Genomic DNA, 18,482 nt, shown 5'->3' on the forward strand with positions numbered 1-18,482 from the left:
CGTCAACAGGTCGGCCCGGCGGGCGTGCGGGCGCCGGTTCTGGGCCCGTTCACCACGATGGCCCAGCCGGGCCCTGGCCGTCAGCCGGGGCAGCCTCCATCAGGCCCTGCTGTCAGCCATGCCGGGATATTCCGGCTAGCTGGAATGCCCGGGGGACGCCGGGCCGCGTGGCCCTTCGCCCGGCCCCCCGCCGCACCGGCTCCCTGGACGGCGTGCGCCATCGCGAGCACGGGGCGGCCGGCCGTGAAGGCGGCGACTCGGGGTCCATCCGCGCACTGCGCCGGCCGGGGCCCGTCAGGAGACGACGTCCCGGCGGCGGAAGCGGCGGAAGGCCAGGGCGATGAGGACCGCCGAGTAGGTCACGGAGACCGCTACACCCTTCACCATGCCGCTGTAGTCGGGCTCCGGCGCCAGCGCGTCGAGCCACGCGGAGTTCCAGAACGTGGGAAGGAACTCGCGCAGCGAGCCCAGCGCCTCGACCGCCTGCAGGATGCTGCTGACGATCACCAGGCCGACCGCGCCGCCGACCGCGCCCAGCGGGGAGTCGGTGCCGACCGACAACAGGAAGGCGACCGCGGCGACCACGAGCTGGCTGACCAGGGCGTAGCCGATGACGACGGCGAACTTGGGCAGCACGTCGGCGGCGGGGATCACCTCGCCGGTCCCCGGCACGGTGATGTCGTTCCACCCGAAGGCCAGCGTGCCGGCGAGCAGGGCCATCAGCGGGAGCACGGTCACCGCGGCGGCCGAGTACGCCAGCGCCACCACCAGCTTCTGGCGCAGCAGCCGGTCGCGGGGAACCGGCGCGGCCAGCAGGTAGCGTAGCGACGACCAGCTCGCCTCGCTCGCCACCGTGTCGCCGCAGAACAGCGCCACGGCGACGACCAGCAGGAAGTTGGCCGACACCGACAGGGCGAACGCGGCGAAGTTGAGCCCGCCCGCCGTGGCCAGATCCGACAGCCGCAGGCTGCCCTGGCCCCGACCGGCCGGCCCGAACTGGAACGCCACCACGAGCACCCACGGCAGGGCGAGCAGCACGCCGAACATCGCCATGGTCCGGCGCCGCCGCAGCTGCCGTACGAACTCCACCCGCAGCGGCAGCGTGCGTCCGGGAGCGTAGCCGGGCGCCCGGCCCCCCGCGCCGTCCGCGCGCCTGTCCGGTCCGTCCGGGGTGTCCGGCGTGGCCCGCCCGCCGCCGGGGACGTGTCCTGTCGGGTCCGGGGCAGGTCGCTTCGCCGGGCTCAACGGTTCTCTCCGATCAGGTCGAGGAACACGTCCTCAAGGCGGGGGCCGGCGCCGTTGACGACCGGCGCGGTGCCGAGCAGGTCGCCGACCGGCCCGGCCGACACCAGCCGCCCGCGGTGCATGACGACCACGTGGGTGCAGGTCTGCTCGACCTCGGCGAGCAGGTGGCTGGAGACGATGACGGTGCGGCCCCGCTCGGCGTACGCCTTGAGCACCCGGCGCATCTCCGCGATCTGCGGCGGGTCGAGGCCGTTGGTCGGCTCGTCCAGCACGAGCAGGTCGGGGAGGCCGAGCATGGCCTGCGCGATGGCCAGGCGCTGGCGCATGCCCTGCGAATAGGTGCGCACTGCGCGCTCCAGGGCCGCGCCGAGCCCGGCGATCTCCAGGGCCTCATCCATGTGGGCGTCCTGCGGCGGCCGTCCCGTGGCCTGCCAGTACAGCTCAAGGTTGGCCCGGCCGGACAGGTGCGGCAGGAATCCCGGCCCCTCGACGAACGACCCGAGCCGCGACAGCACAGGGGCCCCCGGGCGCACCCGGCTGCCGAAGATCCGGATCTCGCCCTCGTCGGGGTGGATGAGACCCATCAGCATGCGCATGGTGGTGGTCTTGCCCGCGCCGTTCGGCCCGAGCAGGCCGAGCACCTGGCCCTTCTCGACCCGGAACGAGAGGCCGTCGACGGCCTTCTCGCCGTTGCGGTAGCGCTTGCCCAGCCCGCTGATCACCAAGGGCACCTCGGACGGCTCGGCATCCGCCGCCGTATCGTCGCCGGCCTCCTCGCGGCGCCTGCCCCTGCCGGTCAGCAGGAGCATGGCCGCGACCAGGATCGCGGCGAGCGGCATGGCCCACGTCCACCAGGCGGGACCGGTGGCGGGCGTCCGCAGCGCCGCGTCCCCGGGCACCTCCAGCGTGGGGGACTCCAGCGCGACCCGGTAGACGGCGGGGGCGGCGGGCGTGGCGTACCCGAGGTCGGTGGTGGACACCACCAGCCGCATCCGGTGCCCGGCGTCGAAGCTCCTGTCGATGGCCGGAAGCGTCACGGTGACCGGAGTGCCCGCCTCGCTCGCGGTGACCCGCAGCGGCGAGACCAGGCTCGACGGGAGCACCGGAAGCGACCCTCCGGAGACGTCGTAGAGCTTGGCGAACAGCGTGGCCTCACCCGTGCCGTACACCCTGATCGTGACGGTCGGGCTGCCGGTGACCTGGGTGGGCGCGGCCATCGGGGCGGACTCGAAGACCGCCGCCTGGCCGGGCATGTCCAGCGCGATCGACCCGCCGCCGCCGTTTCCGCCGAGCAGCCCGCCGAGGCCGGGGACCGCCGAGATCGACGACGGCGACCCGCCCGCCGGGTTGGCGATCGACTGCTGGGGGCCGTTGAGCGCGACCGTGGTGCGCTCCCCGCCCGCCAGGCCCGGGTAGCGGCCGGCGGTGGCGTGGAGAAGCACGGGACGGCGTGTGCCCGGGTCGCGTCCGCCGTCCCTGGTCACGGTGAACGCCGTCGGGTCGCCCCCGTCGGCGGAGGCCCCCTTGAGGTAGCGGTCGAACCAGCCGGTCGTACGGTCGGACAGCCAGTCCGCCTCGCCGTCGCCGCCGTCGTGGCCGCCGTTGAACCAGGCGACCTCGACCGGGGCGCCGGTGGCGGCGATGGCGCGGGCGTTCGCGTCGGCGTGGGAGAGCGGGAACAGCGAGTCGCGCTGGCCCTGGACCAGCAGCGTCGGCACCTTGATCCGGCCGGGCACCGAGACCGGGCTCGACCGCCGCAGGAGATCGACCGCCTCCTCGGTGGCCCGCCCGGTCTCGGCCACCTTCTGGTACATGTCGCAGATCTGCGGCAGGAACCGCCCGCACTGGACCTGCTCGGCCCCGGGCGTCCGCCCGGTCTCCCGGCCTCCGGACGCGTCGCCGCCGGAGCCCGCGGCCGCGCCGGTGAGGCCGGCGAGGCCGCCCGCGCCGAGGCCGCCGTCCGGGGCCAGCCGGTCGGCGGCGGCGCTGAAGAAGATGCCGGCCCACATCTTCTTGAAGACGCCGTTGAGCGGACCCTTGCCCGAGGCGTCGGGGAAGAGCGCGTCGGCGAGGTCGTACCAGGTGATCTGGGGGACGATCGCGTCGACCCGGCTGTCGTAGGCCGCGGCCATCAGCGCGATCGCCCCGCCGTAGGAGCCGCCGGCGATCCCGACGCGCGGGTCGCCGGGGGCGTCGAGACGCACTTCGGGCCGTCCGGCGAGCCAGTCGATCAGGCGCCGAACGTCCTTGACCTCGTAGTCGGGAGAGTTGAGCGCGATCTGCCCGGTCGAGCGGCCGAAGCCGCGGGCCGACCAGGTCAGCACGGCGTAGCCCTGCTCCGCGAGCCGTCCCGCCTGCTCGCGCATGCTCTCCTTGCTGCCGCCGAAGCCGTGGGCGAGCAGCACGGCCGGAGCCCTGCCGCCGGAGGCAGGAGGATAGAAGGTGGCGTCGAGATCCACGTGCTGGTCGTCGGCCGGCCCGTCCACGACGGGGATGACCAGGTCACGCCCCTTCACCACGGAGCCGGAGGGCCACAGTGCCCACGTCACGCAGCCGGCCACCAGGATGACCAGCGTGACCACGATCGCGAGGGCACGCCGCCCACCCGGAAACGCCATGTCGCGATGCTACTTGTCTCCGCTGAGAGACCGCTGAGGAGCCCTCGCACCTGTGGATAACTGCCGCGACGGCGTGCGCGGAGCCGGTCCGCGCATGAATCGTGATGATGCATCGGGGTAATCCCTGATTGCGCCCCACCATAGGGAACGGCATCATTTCGCGGGTGAATGGAACGCCGCTCAAGCAGATTCCCGCTCGCGCGATCGAGTGGGCTCTTCCGTACTGGACGCGGGGGGAGGCGGGCCGGCAGACGCCGCAGGACCTTTTCCGGGTGCTCTACCTGGGCTGGCTCGCGGCGTTCGTCCTCAAGGTGCTCGGATCGAGCTGGGACGTGTCGTGGCACTTCAAGTGGCTCCGCGACGACCTGGCCCCGCCGCACCTGCTCAACACGGTCGGCACGGTGATCGCCGTGGCGCTGACTATCGTGCACTGGTACACCGGCTACGGGGTGGACCGCACGGCCTCCCGCCTCATCGTGTGGGGCACCGGGGTCTTCCTCATCGCGATCCCGCTCGACCTGATCAACCACCGGGTCAACGGGATCGACATCACCGCGTGGAGCCCCTCCCACGCGCTGCTGTACATCGGCACCGCGCTGATGCTCGTCGGAGCGATCCGCGGCTGGTACCTCGGCTCGGGCCGTTACGCCGAGATCACCCGCGGCCGGCGCGCGCTGGTGCTGGGCGGCCTGTTCGCGTTCCTCCTGGAGAACGTGCACTTCCCCGAGCTGCAGCAGGAGTACGGCGTGCTGGAGCTGGCCTCCTGGGACCGCGGACAGCCGTACGCCGAGCCGACGCTGCTCGAGTTCGCGGCCAACCAGATGGGCCAGGCCGTCGACCGCGCCATGGTGCTCAAGTTCTCGCTGCCGATCCCGGACGTCGTCTACGCCGTGTACGCGGGGGTGATGGGCGTCGCGGTCCTGGTCTTCGCCCGCGTCATGGTCGGCCGCCGCTACACCGCCACCGCGATCGCCGGGGTGTACGTGGCCTACCGGTGCCTGATCTGGCCCCTGCTCGTCGGTGGCGGGTTCCCGCCCTCGACCATCCCGTTCTTCCTCCTGCTCGCCGGACTCGGCGTCGACCTGGCCTTCCTGGTGCCGATCAGGCACCTCCGGCCGCTCGTGGGCGCGGTGCTCGCCATCGCCGGGGTGTACGGAGGGCTGCTGGTGCAGGACCGGGTGCTCGAAGCCCCGCCGTACGCGCCTGAGGCCTGGCCGGTGGCGCTCGCCGGGCTGGTCGTCGTGTGGTACGCGGTGGAGTGGTTCGCCGGCCGCAGGGGGCTGACGGCCGCCGCCGCGGAGGACCGGATCGCCGCGGAGGCGCGGCCCGCGGACAGGGAGATCACGGCCGAGCCCGGCGCGTCTCGCGATGCCGCGCCGGAGGCGGAGTCCGAGGCGACCCCCGCGCCCGCCGCCGTGTCCGAGCCGACCGCCTGACGGCCCGCGCCCGCGCTCACCCGCCTCTCCTGAGCCGCTCCCTCCCCGGGGGGCGGCTCTCGGCGTCTCGGGGGCGGTGGCCGCGCCCGGGCCGGCAGGCAGGGCGGCAGGCAGTGCGGCAGGCAGTACGGTGGGCAGGGCAGTGGGCACGGCGGTGGGCAGTGCGGCAGGCAGGCGCGGTGGGTCAGGCGACCGGGGTCTTGGTCAGTGTCACCGCGACGCCGAACGCGAGACCCATCACGGTGAGTTCCAGAGCCGCCCAGGCGGCGAACGCCGTCGGGGCCTGACGTGTGACCGCCGGCAGCAGCCGCCAGCGGATGTTGCCCCCCAGCAGTGCGATCACTGCAGTGAACACCGCCTTGGCGACGACGAGCCGCCCGTACCCCGTCGTGACCAGCGATGCGGGGAAACTCTCGCCGGGCGTGAGCAGTAGCTCCACCAGGCCGTTGAAGAGCCCGGACAGCCCCACGACGACCAGCGCGTACGTCGCCAGCCGGGAGAACCGGGGCAGCGTGCCGGCGAGCAGATCGCGATGGCGCGGCAGCAGGACGGCGAGCGCGACCAGGCCGCCCACCCAGGCGCAGGCCCCGATGACGTGCAGCTCCATCGAGACCATGCTGAGGTCGTGCCAGTACCAGTTCGAGGCGTGGCCGGTGACCGGGAGCGGCAGCAGCCCGAATCCGGCGACGAGCACCCGCAGCTCGGCCGGCACCTTCTCGCCGAACCGCACCGCGAGCATTCCCACGGCGGCGCTGGCCAGGGCGCACGACGCGCTCACGATCATGCCCTGCCCTGCGCCGATGCCATCGACGTACGCAGCCACGTCGGGGAACGCGCCGGGGGTGAGCTCGGCGGCGCTGAGGACGGCCGACACCAGCGCGGCCGCGCACCAGACCAGCGAGAACAGCACCGCCCAGTGCCGGGCTCTGGCGGCGACCGGCTCGGTCCGGTCCGGGTCGTCGAAGCCGAGGAGCTTGGGGAGCAGGCTGAGCCCGATGGTCGCGGTGGCGGCCAGGTCGAGCACGAGCCGGACGACCGGCAGTCCGTACTCCACGATTGTGCCCGGCATGGGCAGTCCGGGCACCCTTCCGGGCAGCGTGAGCCAGGTCGCGATCACGACCGCGAGCAGGGCGCCGGCGGTCAGCCCCGCAACCGGGACCCGGGCGCGGGCGTGCGCGGCCCCGGGGCCGGACCGGCCCGCCGAGACGTGGGGTTCCGAGGTCGTGGTCACGCGGCGCCGCCCGAGGCCGGGGAGCTTCCGGCGCCGGTCCCGGCGGCGGTGGAGCGTCCGGTTGCCGTGTCCTCCGCGCCGGAGTCCGCATTCGAGGTGCCGGCCGCCTCTGCCTCAGACGCGGGTGCGCCCGACGACTCGGTTTCCGGCGCCTCTGTCGCCGACGGCTCTGCGCCCAAGTGATCCGCGCCCAAGTGATCCGCGCCTGAGTGATCCGCGCCTGAGTGATCTGTGCCCGACGGGTCCGGGGCGCCCGGAGAGGCCGCTCGCGGCGTCCCCGCGGCCGCGGGAGCCGGGATCGCCCCGTCGCGCAGGCGACGGTCGTGCCGCACGAGCACGCGGGCGCACAGCGCCAGCAGGGCGGCGGTGACGACCAGCAGCCCCCACACCCAGCTACCGCCACCCTGACCGGTCGTTCCCGCGCCGGTCGTCGCCGTGCCGGTCGCGGGGGTGACCGTCGGCGCGGTGACCGCACCGGGAGCCGCGCCGCCGCCGGTCACGGTGAACTTCACGGCGCCGGTGACCGGGTGGCCGTCGTTCGACACGATGCGGTAGCCGATCGCGTACGCCCCCGCGGGGGTGCCCGTCCGTACGCCGATGGAGACGTTCCTGCCGTCCACCGTGATCTCGCCCTGCTCGAAGTGCGCGCCGTCCGGCCCGGTGACGGCGATCCGCGCGAAGTCGCGGCGTACGGCCTGGTCGAAGGTGAGTGTCACGGAGGCGGGCATGGCGCCGAGGACCGCGCCGTCCTTGGGGTCGCTGGCGACGAGCACGTCGTGAGCCCGCGCGGGCGTCGCGACCAGCATCACCGAGAGCAGGGCCAGCAGCGGCACGGCGAGCATCCGCAGACGGCCGCGCGGCATGACCAGCGCCCGGAGACGGCCGTGCGCCATCGCCAGTGTCCGTGGACGGCCGTGCGGCGCGGTGAGCATCCGCGGACGGGTGCGTGGTGGGACGGCGCGCGCGGCCGCCGGGGGCGGTGCGGTCCGTCCGGTCGTTCGCCGACCGCCGAGCGTGGGTGGGGCGTCCTTGCACATCCAGGCGACCTGGTCCACCTGTCTTGCCTTCCTTTTTGCCGGGCGCCGACCCAGCCATGGTCCCATTGATCGAGGGCCGCGCATGCCGCGCGGCGACCCGGCGACGGCTGCGGACCGTGCCTGAAACGATCGTTTCGGGTGATCTGCCGGGCAGCGTGCGCATTTCCCTGATTGAGTGGACGACGGCCGGATCCGGCATTCGGCGCCGTACGTGCGTCGTGACGGCCGCCGTGGAGGAGGAGCTCATGACCCCCAGCCGGACCGTGGGCGGATCCGGGCGGAGCGAGGTGCCGACACGGCGCTCGCCGTGGCTGACGATCCTCGTCATCTACCTCGCCGGCGTTGTGGCGGCGATGAGTTACGGCAAGTTCTCCGCGGTCGGGCCGTCGATGGCCGGCGAGCTCGGGCTGTCGTTGTCGCAGCTGGGCTGGGCGATCTCGGCGGTGGTCGGGGTGGGCGCGGTCGCCGGACTTCCCGCCGGCTATCTGGTCCGCCGGTTCGGCACGGGCAGGTCGCTGGTCGCCGCCCTGGCGCTGATGGTGGCGGCGAGCGCGCTGAGCACGGCCGCGGGGAGCTTCGGCTGGCTGCTGGCCGCCCGCGTCGCCGAGGGCGCCGGCTATCTCGTGGTCTCCATCGCCTGCCCGGCGCTGATCCTCCAGCTCGCCGAGGAACGGGACCGGGGGCTCGCCCTGTCGGTCTGGGCGACGTTCGTCCCCGTCGGCATCGGACTGAGCACGCTCGCGGGCGGCGCCGCCGGCGAGGCCTTCGGCTGGCGCGGCTGGGTGCTGCTGATCGCGGGGCTGACGCTGCTGATGACGGTGGCCGTCCGGGTGCGATTGCCGCGGACGTCCGCCTCCGGGGCGGCCGCCGGGCCCATGCCCGGTGCGCGGGCGCTGGCGTGGCCCGCGCTGCTCACCGTGTGTTTCTGCCTGATGGTGCTGGTGACGATGCCGGTGGTCGTGCTGCTGCCCACGCTCCTGATCGACGAGCATGCGAGCTCGGCAGGAGCCGCCGGCGCGCTGACCTCGGCCATCTCGTTCGCCGGTGTCGTCGGCGGGCTGTCCGTGGGCGTCCTGCTCCGGCGGGGCGTGCCGCTCGCCTGGCTCGCCGTGTCCGGGCTGCTGGTCGTACCGGCCGCCTGGCTCGCCTACGGCGCGGACGCTCCGCTCGCCACCGCGGCGACCGGCGCGGGGATCGTCTCCCTGGAGAACGGGCTGCTGGGCGCCTTCGCCTTCGCCACCCTCCCCTTCGTGCTTGAGCGCCTCGACCATGCCGACGTGGGCACCGGGATGGTGGCCCAGATGGGCAGCCTGGGCTCGCTCGTCGGGCCTCCGCTGTTCGGCTTCGTCGCCGGGGCCTCCGGGTTCGGGGCGGTCGTGCCGGTCATCGCCGCCGGCACGCTGGCCTCGGTCGGCGGGATGCTGCTGGTCACGAGGTACGTCGCCCGCCGTGCCCGGGGCCTCGCCGCGGACGGATGAGAACGTCCCGGGGCGTGAGCCGGACCAGCCGGTGAGGCGAGCGTGATCAGGACAGCAGCCAGCCGTACAACCAGGCGAGCAACGCGAGGCCGGTCAGGGCGGGGACGATCCGGGCGGCGGCGGCGTTCAGCCGGAACGCCTCGACGATCGACAGCCCGGTGGAGACCAGGGCCAGCAGGCCGTACCAGGCCAGGGCGTGCGGCACCCCGATCGCGAGCGTGGTCCAGTCCTGGATCGCCGACAGGCTGAGGGCGGACAGCGCGCACAGCGCGACCCCCGCCAGGCCCGCGAGCGCGCTCAGCCCGCCGCCGCGCCGACGCAGCAGGGACACCAGGCCCGCGACGAGCTGGACGGCCGACACGAGCAGGAAGACCGCGGGAACGGCCAGCGGGATCGGCGACCGGGACAGCCGGTAGGCCGACGACGTGAGGAGCAGGCCGCCCGGACGCACGATGGGGTACGGCGCCTTGCCCGGGTCGCACGCGCGAGCCGTCGCGGCCGGGTCGTCGAGGAACGCGGCGATCGTCTGGCGGCCGCAGGCGCTCGACAGGAAGACGGCGTGCCCGACCCCGGCGAACTCGGCGAACCGCGCTCCCGGCACGGCTGCCACCGCCTGCCTGGCGGCCTCCGGCGGGGTGGTGGGGTCGTACTGGCCGCCGAGCACCAGGACCGGCGGTGTCGCCCCCTCTGACGGCACTCTCTCAGGCGCAGAGCCGTCAGAGGACGCTCCCTCCGGTGTCGCCCCTTCCGCGGAGGCCCCTTCCGAGGGGACGCGGTTCGACACGACTGAGGTGACCGACGCGCCCGGCGTCAGGAGATCGGGTTCCGCCCACGCGGCGGGCAGATCCCAGGTGTCGCAGACCGCCGCGTCGACGACCCCCGTGAACAGCCGGGGTCCCCGCGCCTTGGGGAAGGAGTTGTACGGCGTCTCGTCCTGGCACTGGACGGCGTAGTACAGGCCCCACTCGTGCGAGGTCAGCCCGTCGCCGGCGGCGTCCACCAGGGGCTGCAGCAGCTCGGTGTGCCCGGAGGCCAGCCCGTCCACGAGGGCCGGAATGATCGGGATGACGTCGGTCTCGTGCAGCGCCTCGCCGAGGATCGTCGCCACGTCGTCCCCGTTGAGATGAACCGTCAGCCGCTTGCGGGTCAGCGGGTCCACGGTCTCGTACGTCGCGGGGTGCGCGTTGAGCGCTTTCACCATGGCGTCGAACCGGGCGGCGACCCCCAGCTTGGTCATCGTCGCCGAGAGCGCGGCGGACGACTCGTCATACCAGCGGGCGCCCGCCGGAAGCAGCGAGTCGAGCACGATTCCTCGGGTGCCCCGCGTGTCGCGTGCCGCCGCCAGCAGCATCGGACGGGTGGAGTAGCTGACGCCGAACAGGTACCACTGCGAGTAGCCGAGCGCGGCCCGCAGGTCCACGACGTCGGACGCTATCTCGGCGGTCTGGTAGCCGCGCAGGTCGACGTGCTGGGCCTCCAGACGCGACTGGCAGGCCAGCGCCTGCCGGGCGAGCGGGGCGGTCTCGGCCGACGTGGGCCCGGGCGTGGTCAGGGTGTCGACGACCCCGCGGACGATCTCGGGGCAGCTCAGCCGGGGCTCGGAGTAACGCCCGCCGCGCTGTTCGAGGACGACCACGTCGCGGCCGGGGAACATCTGGGAGAGGAACCCGGTGAGCTGGAGCGAGGCCGATCCCGGCCCGCCGCTCATGTAGACGACCGGGTCGGCCGCCTGTCCCGCGGACTGCGACGCCCGGTGCACCGCGTAGCCGACCTTGATGGTCCTGCTGTTGGGGACGTCACGCCGCTCGGGGACGAGAAGGTATCCGCAGGTCGTGCCGGACGGCACGGCGACAGGACAGGGATGCTCCTCGACCGGCGGCGCCTCGGCCGCTCGCCTGCCCGGAACCACCCCGCCCCGTTCCGGCGCGGCCTGCGCCGTGCCGGCCTGCGCTGTGTCGACCTGCACCGTGCCGGCTTTCACGGTCCCGGCGTGCACGGTCGTGTCCACGTCGCGGACCGGCGCCGCGAGGGCCGCCGACCCGGAACCTCCCAGAAGCATGAGCGCCGCGGCGAATGCCGTGACGGCCGCTCCACGCGAACTCCGCAACCGTCAGCCCCGTCCCGCGAACCCGGCGATATCCGCAGAAACCTTAGCGCGTTCGTCGGCCATCCCGCCCCCATTCGTCCAAGCCCTCCCATTTTGGACGATCATGGGGGCGCCTCGGCTTCACCGGGGTCGTGCGGTGCTCTCCCGGACCACCAGGTCGGTGGACAGCTCGACGCGGCGGGCCTCGGTGTTCTCGCCCCGGCCCATGGCCAGCACCATCCGCGCCGCCAGCGCGGCCATCTCCTCCAGGGGCTGGCGCACGGTGGTCAGCGGCGGCCACGCGGACCGCGACAGCGGCAGGTCGTCGAAGCCGACCACGCTGAGGTCCTCGGGCACCCGCAGGCCCCGCTGCCGGGCCGCCTCGAACACGCCGAACGCCTGCATGTCGCTGCCGGCGAAGATGGCGGTCGGGGGCCTGTCCAGCGAGAGCAGCGCGTGGCCGGCGTCGTGGCCCGAGTTGACCAGGAAGTCGCCGTAGCGGATGAGCTCGGGGTCGATGGACACCCCGGCGGTCTCGAGCGCGGCGCGGTAGCCGTCGATCCTGGCCCGGCTGCACAGCATGTCGGGCGGACCGCCGATCATGCCGATCCGGGTGTGGCCGAGGTCGAGAAGGTGGCGCGTGGCCGCGAGGCCGCCGTGCCAGTTGGTCGCGCCGACCGACGCCACTCCGGGCGGCGGCTCGCCCTCGGGGTCGACGACGACGAACGGGATCGATCGGGCGCTGAGCTGGCCCTGCTGGCGCACCGAGAGCCGGGAGCTGACGATGATCACACCGTCGGTGCGCCGCGCCGCGATGCGCTCCAGCCAGTCACGGCCGGGACCTGCGTGCGTGTGCAGCACGGAGATCACCACGCTCGCGGCGGCCTCGTGTGCCGCCTGCTCGGCCCCGCGCACCAGCTCCATGGCCCACGGGCTCTCGATCTCGGCGAAGACCAGGTCCAGTAAACCGACCGGGCCGTCGCCCTGCCCCGTCCTGCGCTGGTAGCCGTGCTTCTGCAGGAGGCGCTCCACCCGCTGGCGGGTCTCCGGCGCCACCTCGGGACGGCCGTTGATCACCTTGGACACGGTCGGAACGGAGACTCCGGCCTCCTCCGCTATCTGGGCGATGGTCACCCGCCTCTTCACTGGCATGATGCAGATCGTAGCCGAAAGTTTCGGGGTACCTGAACCGGTTCCCGCTGATGAGACGCTGGACCGCCGTGATCAAGCCGTAAGCGCCCTTGACGCTTAACCTCAGCTTTACTTATTCTCCGGACCACGAAACATTCGGATTTTGACCGAAACTTTCAGCGCGACTGCCAACAACGGGTAGCGAGGAGAAGTCGGGGGCCGACGCTCTCCGGCCACGCCGCCTGAATTCGAGGATTCGCCGGTTTCGAGGATTGAGGAGAGTCGATGACGCTGCTGCGCGTGTCCGGATCCCGGCTGGTGGACGAGGCGGGCGACCCGGTCAGGCTGCGGGGAACCGGCCTTGGCGGCTGGCTCAACATGGAGAACTTCATCACCGGCTACCCGGCCGACGAGTCCTCGATGCGCGCGGCGGTGCGGGAGGTGCTCGGTGAGGATCGTTACGAGATGTTCTTCGATCGCTTCCTGACTTCGTTCTTCACCGAGGCCGACGCCGATCTCCTGCGGGACGTCGGTGTCAATTGCGTGCGGATTCCGGTGAATTACCGCCACTTCGAGGCGGACGACCGTCCGATGGAGATCGCCGAGCGCGGCTTCCGCCACCTCGACCGGGTCGTCGGGATGCTCGGGGAGCGGGGCATCTACAGCGTCATCGACCTGCACGCGCTCCCGGGAGCCCAGAACCAGCACTGGCACTCCGACAACCCCACCCACGTCGCCTCCTTCTGGCAGCACCGGCACTTCCAGGACCGGGCGGTGCACCTGTGGGAGGCGATGGCCGACCACTACAAGGACAACCCGTGGGTGGCGGGCTACAACCCGATCAACGAGCCGGCCGACCCGAGCGGCCAGGTGGTCGGGCCCTTCTACGACCGCCTGGTCAAGGCGCTGCGCGCCGTCGACCCCGCTCACGTGCTGTTCCTCGACGGGAACACCTACTCGACCGACTTCTCGGTGTTCCGCGAGGTCTACGAGAACACCGTGTTCGTCTGCCACGACTACGCGCTGGCCGGCTTCGCCCACGGCGGGCCGTACCCCGGATACACGCGCGGCGAGTGGTGCGACCGCGAAGAGCTGGAGCGCACCTTCGCCCGCCGCACCGCCTTCCAGCGGGAGACCGGCACGCCGATCTGGGTCGGCGAGTTCGGGCCCGTCTACACCGGCGACCCCATGGTGGACGAGCAGCGCTACCAGATCCTGCGCGACCAGCTGGAGATCTTCGACGCGCACGAGGCCGGCTGGTCCATCTGGACCTACAAGGACGTCGGCCTGCAGGGCCTGGTCTCTGGCGGCGGGTCCTACATGGAGCGGTTCGGGCCGTTCATCGCGAAGAAGAAGCGACTCGGCGCCGACCGGTGGGGCTCGACGATGGAGGAGACGGCGAGCGAGCTCGCGCCGCTGCACCGGCTGATCGACACGGAGTTCCCGTCCTGGGACCCTTACCCGTGGGGCGCCCGCTACCAGACCGACGACCTGGTCCGGCACATCCTGATCGCCCAGGCGCTGCTGCCCGAGTACGCCGAGCTGTTCCGCGGGCTGGACGACGACGAACTGCTCGCGCTCGCCGACTCCTTCGCCCTGTCCAACTGCACCCGGCGGGAGCCCCTGATCCGGCTTCTCACCGACAACCTGGCCGCGCGCTAGCGCGGAACGAGGAGACCCCCCGATGCGCAGCCTCCTTCACCGGGCGGCCGCGGTAGTCCTGCGTCCACTTGCAGGACGTCCCGCTGCCGCGGCCGCCCGGCGCGACGGCGGCCACCCGCGCGGCGTCGACGTGGCCGTGCGGAAGACGACCGTCGGCTACCGGGTGGAGGCGCGGCTGCCGATCGGAACCGACGTCGTCGTGGCGGTCACGGACGCCTCCCGCGGCTCGCAGACCTCCTGGACCGGAAAGCTCACGGCCACGCCCGCGGTGAAGTTGACCACCGCGCCGGGCCGCAGGCCGGTGGTCGACACCCGCAGGGCTTCAGCGGCCGGCGAAGCGGGCCCCGACCCAGGCGAGGATGTCAGCCATCGCGCCGTCGTCGATCCCGGTCGCAGCACCATAGCTGTCGTGCTCCAGTCCGTCGTAGACGCGGTAGGTGACCTGCGAGCCGGTGCTGCGGAGTTCGGCGGCGACCTTGGCGTTGACCGATTCGGGGGTGACGGTGTCCGCGCCGCCTTGCAGGAACAGCACCGGGCCGGCGACCCGCTTCTGACCGACGCTGTTGTCGCGCAGGTATCGGGTGAAGTGTGGGTCACTGGAGTAGCCCGGCTGGATCAGTGCCGGCCCGGTCAGATCTCCATACACCGTGGTGGTCACGCCCAGACAGCCGTTCCGGGCACCGTCCATGCGGGCCACGGTGACCGGGGTCAGCAGGCGTCCGACGTCGATCACCTGGTCGCTGTAGGCAGCGCCTTGGGCCAGCAGTGGGGCGAATCCGCCGTACGGGACGGTCGTGGCGACGTGGGCGGCCAGTGTGGGCAGGTCGGCGGCGGGCGAGGTGACGACCACGCCCCGGTAACCCGGCACCGGACGCGTCAGCTGGCGTTCGGCGAAGCTGAGTGCGGCGCCGCCGCCCTGAGAGTGGCCCCACAACACCCACTCGCCCGACAGGCCTGACACCGCCTGGCGCGCGGACCGTACCGCCCCGGCGATGTCCTCCGCCGCGGCGGTCTTGTTCAGCAGTTCCGGACGGCCGGTCGTGCCCAGGCCCGCGTAGTCCGGGGCGACCACCGCGTACCCTTGCTCCAGGAATCGGACCATCTGGTTGCCGTGGTAGAGGTCCCGCATCAGCGACGGCGCACAGCCCGCCGCGATGCCGCTGGCACCGTGCGCGTCCACGACCACCTTCCAGCCACCGACCGGGCGCGGGCGGTCCTGCGGCACCAGGACGACGCCGGAGGCCGCCACGTCCCGGCCCCGGGAGGTACGGGAGTGGTACAGCACGCGAACGGCTTCAATCGGCTTGTCCTCCACCACGTAGTCAGAGGTGGTCTCTGTGCGGATCAGGGTCCCGCTCGGTGCCCATGGCAGCGGGTCGGGCGCATCGTAGAAGGCGGTGCGAGGCAGGGCGTTCTGCCGCTGGGCGGTCCAGGCCCAGTCGATCTGGCAGGCCTGGTCGCAATCATCGGCATTCGCGCCGGTGGCAGGCGCGGTGATCAGGACGGCACCGGCCGCGGCGGCCGCTGAGAGCCGGCGGACGCCGGTCAGCAGGGCATGACGAATGGACCTCATGGGAGGCTCCTCTTCATTAGGGGTTGGTCAGGGGGGACGAACAGAACCTTGCGCCCTGTCATCCGGCCTGGCGTCCGTCGACCTGCTTTCCGCTGGGTCCGTACACGAAGTCGACCGTGGTGTCCAAGATGAACTCCATCGGGAAGCCCAGTTCGATGGCGCCGGCCTCCTCCAGTCGGTTCACCGCCTCTTCGGGCAGTTCCAGGTCGATCGCGGAGAGGTTGTCGGTCAGCTGGTCCAGGGTGCGGGCGCCGAGGATCGGGTGGATCCAGGGCCGGTGCGCTCGCGTCCAGGCGATGGCGACCTGCGACGAGGAAACGTCGAGTTCGTCGGCCACGGCGTCCACCGTACGGGCGATGGCCAGGTCGCGTTCGGAGACGGTGGCTCGCTCGACCCGGAAGGGGCCGTCGGCACTGGACCTGGTGAACTTGCCGGACAGGATGCCTCCGGCCAGCGGCGACCACGCGGCCACCGACAGTTCCAGGGCCGCGGCCATGGGCAGCAGTTCCCTCTCGATGTCGCGCTTGACGAGGCTGTAGGGCAATTGGAGGCCGGCGAACGGCGTCCATCCGCGGAACTCGGCAATGGTGTTCGCCCGGGCGATCAGCCAGGCGGGCGCATCGGAGATCCCGACGTACAGTATCTTGCCCGCCCGTACAAGATCGTCGAGAGCCCGCATGGTCTCCTCGATGGGCGTGTTGGGATCCCAGATGTGCACCCACAGGAGGTCGAGGTAGCCGGTGCCCAGCCGCTGCAGGCTGGCCTCGACCGAACGGACCAGATTTTTCCGGTGGTTGCCGCCGGCGTTGGGGTCGGTACCGTCCATGGTCAGGGTGTACTTCGTGGCCAGCACGAAGCGGTCGCGGTCGGAGCCGAGCAGTTCTCCGACGATCCGCTCGCTGCTGCCCTCGGTGTACCGGTTGGCGGTGTCGATCACGTTCCCGCCCGCTTCGGCGTAGGCGGTGAACATCTTGCGGCACTCGTCGACGGAGGCGCCCCATCCCCACTCTTGTCCGAAGGTCATCGTTCCCAGGAACATTTCCGACACTCGCAGACCGGTGCGGCCAAGCAGTCGGTAACGCATCACATGCTCCTGTCGAAGAACGAAACAGTCCAGTCGATGGCAGGAAGTACGTAGCGGTCGTCGTCGTACAACTCGATGTGGTTGCCAGTGTCGAGCAGGAAGAGTTCCTTGGGCTCGGGCGCCGCCTCGAAGGCGGCTTGCGCGTCCGCCACGGGAATGGCCTGGTCACCGGTGCCGTGCACGATCAACAGAGGAGCGGAGACCAGCGGCAGGAAGGAGTCGACGTCCAGTGTCAGCTCCTGCAGCACCGAGAGCGCGGTGCAGCGGTTCTCCCAACCAGGCCGGGCCCCTCGCTCCGTCCCGTAGTAGTCGAACGGTTCCGGGCCGGGGTTCCCCGCGGGCATGCCTTCGGGATTGACGGCGGGCCAGTACTCGATCTCACCGGTCTCGGACTGCCGCTGCGCTATCTGCGCGAACTGGGCCATCAGCGCCGCAAAGTTCTCCGCGCCGAACCGATCACGGATCAGCTCGGGGTTGTTGTAGGCGGCCGCGATCAACGCGACGGCCTTGACCCGGGGGTCGAACGCGGCGAGCTGCACCGAGTAGATCCCGCCCAGGCACACCCCACACAACGCGATCTTGTCGGAGTCGACCTCCGGCCGGGCGGCCAGGAAGCTGACCGCGTTGCGCAGATCCGAGACCTTCGCGGAGGCGTCCTCGTGCTGACGAGGTTCGCCCTCGCTGTCACCCCAGTTGCGGTGGTCGAAGGCCAGGGCCACATATCCGCGCTGCGCGAACCGCTCCGCGTAGTAACCGGTGACCTGGTCCCTCACCCCGGAGAACGGGCCGGTCAGCACCACCGCGCCGCGGCCGGTCCCGGGCTCGGGCAGGTGAAGGTCGCCGGCCAGCCGGTACCCATCGCTGCTGAACTCGACCTTTTCCATCGACATCAGGAATCTCCTTCACGCTCACGCAGGCATCGCCTGCGGAATACTGCGACCTTCCTGGAGATCGCTCCAGGACCCGCGTTCCGCTGATGGCCGGGACCGACCACGTTCTGCGGTCCTATCGGCTCAAACGGTGCCTCCAGGCGCCGTGCGGACTGCCGGGGAGGAGATTTTCAAATCTGACGTGTCGCTCGATAGCGTGTCCGTCACCTATCGAGATGTGAATTTTTCATAGGGACGGGCGGCCTCACCTTGGTTGACCGGCGACCAGAGGTGTCCCGACCTCAGATCCAACCCGCCTCGGTGGCGATTCTGATGGCGTCGACGCGATTGCGAGCGTCCAGTTTCGTCGCCGCGGACGTGAGGTAGTTACGGACGGTTCCGGGCGTGAGGAAGAGCTGTTCGGCGATCTCCCCAGGGGAAGCGCCCGTGGCCGACAGGCGGAGCGCCATCGTCTCCCGCTGTGACAAGGGACTTGCCGACGCCTCCAGCGCCGCAGCTGTGAGCGCCGGGTCCAGCACTCGGTCGCCCGAGGCCACGGTCCTGATCGCATCGGCCAGCTCGGCGTGCCGTACATCTTTGGGCAGGAACCCTGCCACCTGAGCGGCGAGCGCCCGGCGGAGCTGGCCCGGCCGGTTCAGACCGGTCAGGATCAGCACCCGGCACCCGGGCAGCCGCTCGCGGAGCCGTTCAGCGGCGGTCAAGCCGTCCACCTCAGGCAGGTCAATGTCGAGCACGGCCACGTCAGGCTGGACTTCCAGCGCGGTCGGCACGATGAGCGCGCCCGAGGCGAGCTCCGCGACCACCTGGATGTCGTCTTCCAAGGACAGCAGTCCCACCAGCGCCGAACGCAGCAGCTCAACGTCCTCGGCGAGCAGAATCCTGATCACGCCGAACAGTACCACCGGGCCTTCCGACAGACCCTCATCGGCTGACCTTGAAGGAAGACGCCAGCACCCTGGGGTGTCGGGCAAAGCATGTGGTACCGGATGATTGGTCCCACTAATGTCCATT

General features: G+C 71.8%; 14 protein-coding genes. 3 read left to right on the plus strand and 11 right to left on the minus strand.

Annotated elements, in window-relative coordinates; translation table 11 throughout:
* Nucleotides 1–294: 294 nt before the first annotated feature.
* Both BXA11_RS12030 and BXA11_RS12035 read right to left on the minus strand, forming a co-directional pair.
* Nucleotides 295–1,245, minus strand: a complete 951-nt coding sequence (locus BXA11_RS12030) for an ABC transporter permease (protein ID WP_083744172.1) — start codon at nucleotides 1,243–1,245, stop codon at nucleotides 295–297.
* The gene (locus tag BXA11_RS12035) at nucleotides 1,242–3,863 is read right to left on the minus strand and encodes a CocE/NonD family hydrolase (RefSeq protein WP_076434587.1); all 2,622 of its coding nucleotides are present in this window, start codon (nucleotides 3,861–3,863) and stop codon (nucleotides 1,242–1,244) included. Before BXA11_RS12035 ends, BXA11_RS12030 begins: the two co-directional genes overlap by 4 nt.
* Before the next feature lie 164 nt (nucleotides 3,864–4,027).
* Between BXA11_RS12035 and BXA11_RS12040 the strand changes: the two genes are divergently transcribed.
* Nucleotides 4,028–5,299 (plus strand): hypothetical protein, encoded by a 1,272-nt coding sequence (locus BXA11_RS12040; RefSeq protein WP_076434588.1) that lies wholly within the window; start codon nucleotides 4,028–4,030, stop codon nucleotides 5,297–5,299.
* Between the two features lie 184 nt (nucleotides 5,300–5,483).
* Here BXA11_RS12040 and BXA11_RS12045 read toward each other — a convergent pair whose 3' ends face one another.
* Together BXA11_RS12045 and BXA11_RS12050 are read right to left on the minus strand one after the other, a co-directional pair.
* The gene (locus BXA11_RS12045) at nucleotides 5,484–6,530 is read right to left on the minus strand and encodes a copper resistance D family protein (RefSeq protein WP_076434589.1); all 1,047 of its coding nucleotides are present in this window, start codon (nucleotides 6,528–6,530) and stop codon (nucleotides 5,484–5,486) included.
* A complete protein-coding gene (locus BXA11_RS12050; protein WP_239104959.1) occupies nucleotides 6,527–7,423 on the minus strand; it encodes a copper resistance CopC family protein in 897 nt (298 codons plus the stop codon). The genes BXA11_RS12045 and BXA11_RS12050 overlap by 4 nt, the downstream gene beginning before the upstream one ends.
* A gap of 389 nt (nucleotides 7,424–7,812) precedes the next feature.
* Here BXA11_RS12050 and BXA11_RS12055 point away from each other — a divergent pair, with 389 nt between their 5' ends.
* Nucleotides 7,813–9,045, plus strand: coding sequence for an MFS transporter (locus BXA11_RS12055; RefSeq protein ID WP_159454765.1), 1,233 nt, complete (start codon nucleotides 7,813–7,815; stop codon nucleotides 9,043–9,045).
* Between the two features lie 46 nt (nucleotides 9,046–9,091).
* On the opposite strand, the gene BXA11_RS12060 is transcribed toward BXA11_RS12055, so the two are convergent.
* Nucleotides 9,092–11,104 (minus strand): alpha/beta fold hydrolase, encoded by a 2,013-nt coding sequence (locus BXA11_RS12060; RefSeq protein WP_076434591.1) that lies wholly within the window; start codon nucleotides 11,102–11,104, stop codon nucleotides 9,092–9,094.
* Nucleotides 11,105–11,272: 168 nt separating this feature from the next.
* Nucleotides 11,273–12,283 (minus strand): LacI family DNA-binding transcriptional regulator, encoded by a 1,011-nt coding sequence (locus BXA11_RS12065; RefSeq protein ID WP_030505548.1) that lies wholly within the window; start codon nucleotides 12,281–12,283, stop codon nucleotides 11,273–11,275.
* Nucleotides 12,284–12,547: 264 nt separating this feature from the next.
* Here BXA11_RS12065 and BXA11_RS12070 point away from each other — a divergent pair, with 264 nt between their 5' ends.
* Complete coding sequence (locus BXA11_RS12070; RefSeq protein ID WP_076434592.1) at nucleotides 12,548–13,924, plus strand: glycoside hydrolase family 5 protein; 1,377 nt, start codon at nucleotides 12,548–12,550, stop codon at nucleotides 13,922–13,924.
* A 156-nt stretch (nucleotides 13,925–14,080) separates the two neighbouring features.
* Here BXA11_RS12070 and BXA11_RS43065 read toward each other — a convergent pair whose 3' ends face one another.
* The 5 genes from BXA11_RS43065 to BXA11_RS12090 all read right to left on the minus strand — a co-directional run bounded on the left by BXA11_RS43065 (nucleotide 14,081) and on the right by BXA11_RS12090 (nucleotide 18,358).
* A complete protein-coding gene (locus BXA11_RS43065; protein ID WP_159454766.1) occupies nucleotides 14,081–14,236 on the minus strand; it encodes a hypothetical protein in 156 nt (51 codons plus the stop codon).
* A 10-nt stretch (nucleotides 14,237–14,246) separates the two neighbouring features.
* Nucleotides 14,247–15,497, minus strand: a complete 1,251-nt coding sequence (locus tag BXA11_RS12075; protein WP_076434593.1) for an alpha/beta hydrolase — start codon at nucleotides 15,495–15,497, stop codon at nucleotides 14,247–14,249.
* A gap of 58 nt (nucleotides 15,498–15,555) precedes the next feature.
* The gene (locus BXA11_RS12080) at nucleotides 15,556–16,581 is read right to left on the minus strand and encodes an aldo/keto reductase (RefSeq protein ID WP_076434594.1); all 1,026 of its coding nucleotides are present in this window, start codon (nucleotides 16,579–16,581) and stop codon (nucleotides 15,556–15,558) included.
* On the minus strand, nucleotides 16,581–17,471 hold the full coding sequence (locus BXA11_RS12085) for an alpha/beta hydrolase (protein ID WP_076434595.1): 891 nt from the start codon (nucleotides 17,469–17,471) through the stop codon (nucleotides 16,581–16,583). Before BXA11_RS12085 ends, BXA11_RS12080 begins: the two co-directional genes overlap by 1 nt.
* A gap of 281 nt (nucleotides 17,472–17,752) precedes the next feature.
* A complete protein-coding gene (locus BXA11_RS12090; RefSeq protein ID WP_076434756.1) occupies nucleotides 17,753–18,358 on the minus strand; it encodes a response regulator transcription factor in 606 nt (201 codons plus the stop codon).
* Nucleotides 18,359–18,482 lie beyond the last annotated feature (124 nt).

The organism is Microbispora rosea (assembly GCF_900156315.1).
GTDB lineage: Bacteria > Actinomycetota > Actinomycetes > Streptosporangiales > Streptosporangiaceae > Microbispora > Microbispora rosea.

Coding starts and splice junctions, on each gene's coding strand:
- BXA11_RS12065 (WP_030505548.1), bottom strand. CDS start 12,283: ATGCCAGTGAAGAGGCGGGTGACCATCGCCCAGATAGCGGAGGAGGCC.
- BXA11_RS12075 (WP_076434593.1), bottom strand. CDS start 15,497: ATGAGGTCCATTCGTCATGCCCTGCTGACCGGCGTCCGCCGGCTCTCA.
- BXA11_RS12080 (WP_076434594.1), bottom strand. CDS start 16,581: ATGCGTTACCGACTGCTTGGCCGCACCGGTCTGCGAGTGTCGGAAATG.
- BXA11_RS12050 (WP_239104959.1), bottom strand. CDS start 7,423: ATGGCGCACGGCCGTCTCCGGGCGCTGGTCATGCCGCGCGGCCGTCTG.
- BXA11_RS12085 (WP_076434595.1), bottom strand. CDS start 17,471: ATGTCGATGGAAAAGGTCGAGTTCAGCAGCGATGGGTACCGGCTGGCC.
- BXA11_RS12035 (WP_076434587.1), bottom strand. CDS start 3,863: ATGGCGTTTCCGGGTGGGCGGCGTGCCCTCGCGATCGTGGTCACGCTG.
- BXA11_RS12055 (WP_159454765.1), top strand. CDS start 7,813: ATGACCCCCAGCCGGACCGTGGGCGGATCCGGGCGGAGCGAGGTGCCG.
- BXA11_RS12060 (WP_076434591.1), bottom strand. CDS start 11,104: ATGCTTCTGGGAGGTTCCGGGTCGGCGGCCCTCGCGGCGCCGGTCCGC.
- BXA11_RS12070 (WP_076434592.1), top strand. CDS start 12,548: ATGACGCTGCTGCGCGTGTCCGGATCCCGGCTGGTGGACGAGGCGGGC.